Source organism: Bacillus sp. BC08 (assembly GCF_054326875.1).
In genome coordinates this window covers 1-1,549 of record NZ_JBTGPA010000016.1, presented here as the reverse complement: position 1 = coordinate 1,549, position 1,549 = coordinate 1, and the positions used below count along the sequence as shown (strand labels likewise).

General features: G+C 34.5%; 1 protein-coding gene. It reads left to right on the top strand.

Annotation, left to right across the window (positions count from 1 at the left end):
* A partial coding sequence (locus ACXVYO_RS02160; protein ID WP_458465909.1) for a triple tyrosine motif-containing protein occupies positions 1-1,509 on the top strand: 1,509 nt, incomplete at its 5' end.
* Positions 1,510-1,549 lie beyond the last annotated feature (40 nt).

Below are 1,549 nucleotides of genomic sequence, written 5' to 3'. Positions count from 1 at the left end.
ACATTTAATAAGAATGTAGTAAAAGCAGGCGAATCCATAGAAATGTATGTAGATGCAGAGGATGCGGATTCGGGTATTGAAGAGATCTTTGTTACACTTATTAATCCGTCAAAAAATAAAACCGAAAGCGTATCTATTTTTGAACGTGATGAAAAAGGTAGGTGGGCAAAAACTATTAATATCCCAGAGCTTTCGGAGAGTGGAGAATGGGCTTATGATTCCATAACTATATTAGACCGTGCAGGGAATGCATTGAGAATATATGGAGAATGGGAAAAATACCCACTTAAGACTTTTAAAGTGGAAGGTCAAACGAAATGGGATACAGCTCCTCCTGTATTGAAGAATATTACATTTAATAAGAATATAGTAAAAGCAGGCGAATCCATAGAAATGTATGTAGATGCAGAGGATGCGGATTCGGGCATTGAAGAGATCTTTGTTACACTTATTAATCCGTCAAAAAATAAAACCGAAAGCGTATCTATTTTTGAACGTGATGAAAAAGGTAGGTGGGCAAAAACTATTAATATCCCAGAGCTTTCGGAGAGTGGAGAATGGACTTATGATTCCATAACTATATTAGATCGTGCAGGGAATGCATTGAGAATATATGGAGAATGGGAAAAATACCCACTTAAGACTTTTAAAGTGGACGGTCAAGTAAATCAAGTAGAGTTAACAAGAGATTTAGAAACCCCGAAATTAGGTCAAATAATAACTTTTACAGCAAAGGCGAAAGGAAGTAGCCAACCAGTATATCAATTTTGGGTAAAAGAAGATGGTAAATGGCGAATGGTACAAGATTATAGTAAAACAAATGTATTTAAGTATAAACCGAACAAAGATGGAGATTATAATGTATCGGTATATGCTAAAGAAGCAGGTTCTAAAGCAAAGCAAGAAGCAATGCAAGTTCATAGCTTTAAAGTGAAACCTTTAGAAAAAGTAACAGCTGTAGAATTGAATAGAGATGTAGAAATACCAAAAGTAGGTCAAACAATAACATTTACAGCAAAAGCAGCGGGAAGTAGCCAGCCAGTATATCAATTTTGGGTAAAAGAAGATGGTAAATGGCGAATGGTACAAGATTATAGTAAAACAAATGTATTTAAGTATAAACCGAACAAAAATGGTGATTATAATGTATCGGTATATGCTAAAGATGCGGATGCAAAGACGAAGCAAGAAGCAATACAAGTACATAGCTTCAAAGTGAAACTTTTAGAAAAAGTAACAGCTGTAGAATTGAATAGAGACATAGAAGTACCAAAAGTAGGTCAAACAATAACATTTACAGCAAAAGCAGCGGGAAGTAGCCAGCCAGTATATCAATTTTGGGTAAAAGAAGATGGTAAATGGCGAATTGCGCAAGATTATAGTAAAACAAATGTGTTTAAGTATACGCCGAATAAAAACGGTAATTATAATGTATCGGTATATGCTAAAGATATAGATTCTAAGGAGAAGCAAGAATCTTTTATATCGCAGGGGATTATAATAAAGTGATAAAGAACGACTCATAAGGGTCGTTCTTTATTGTTTATAA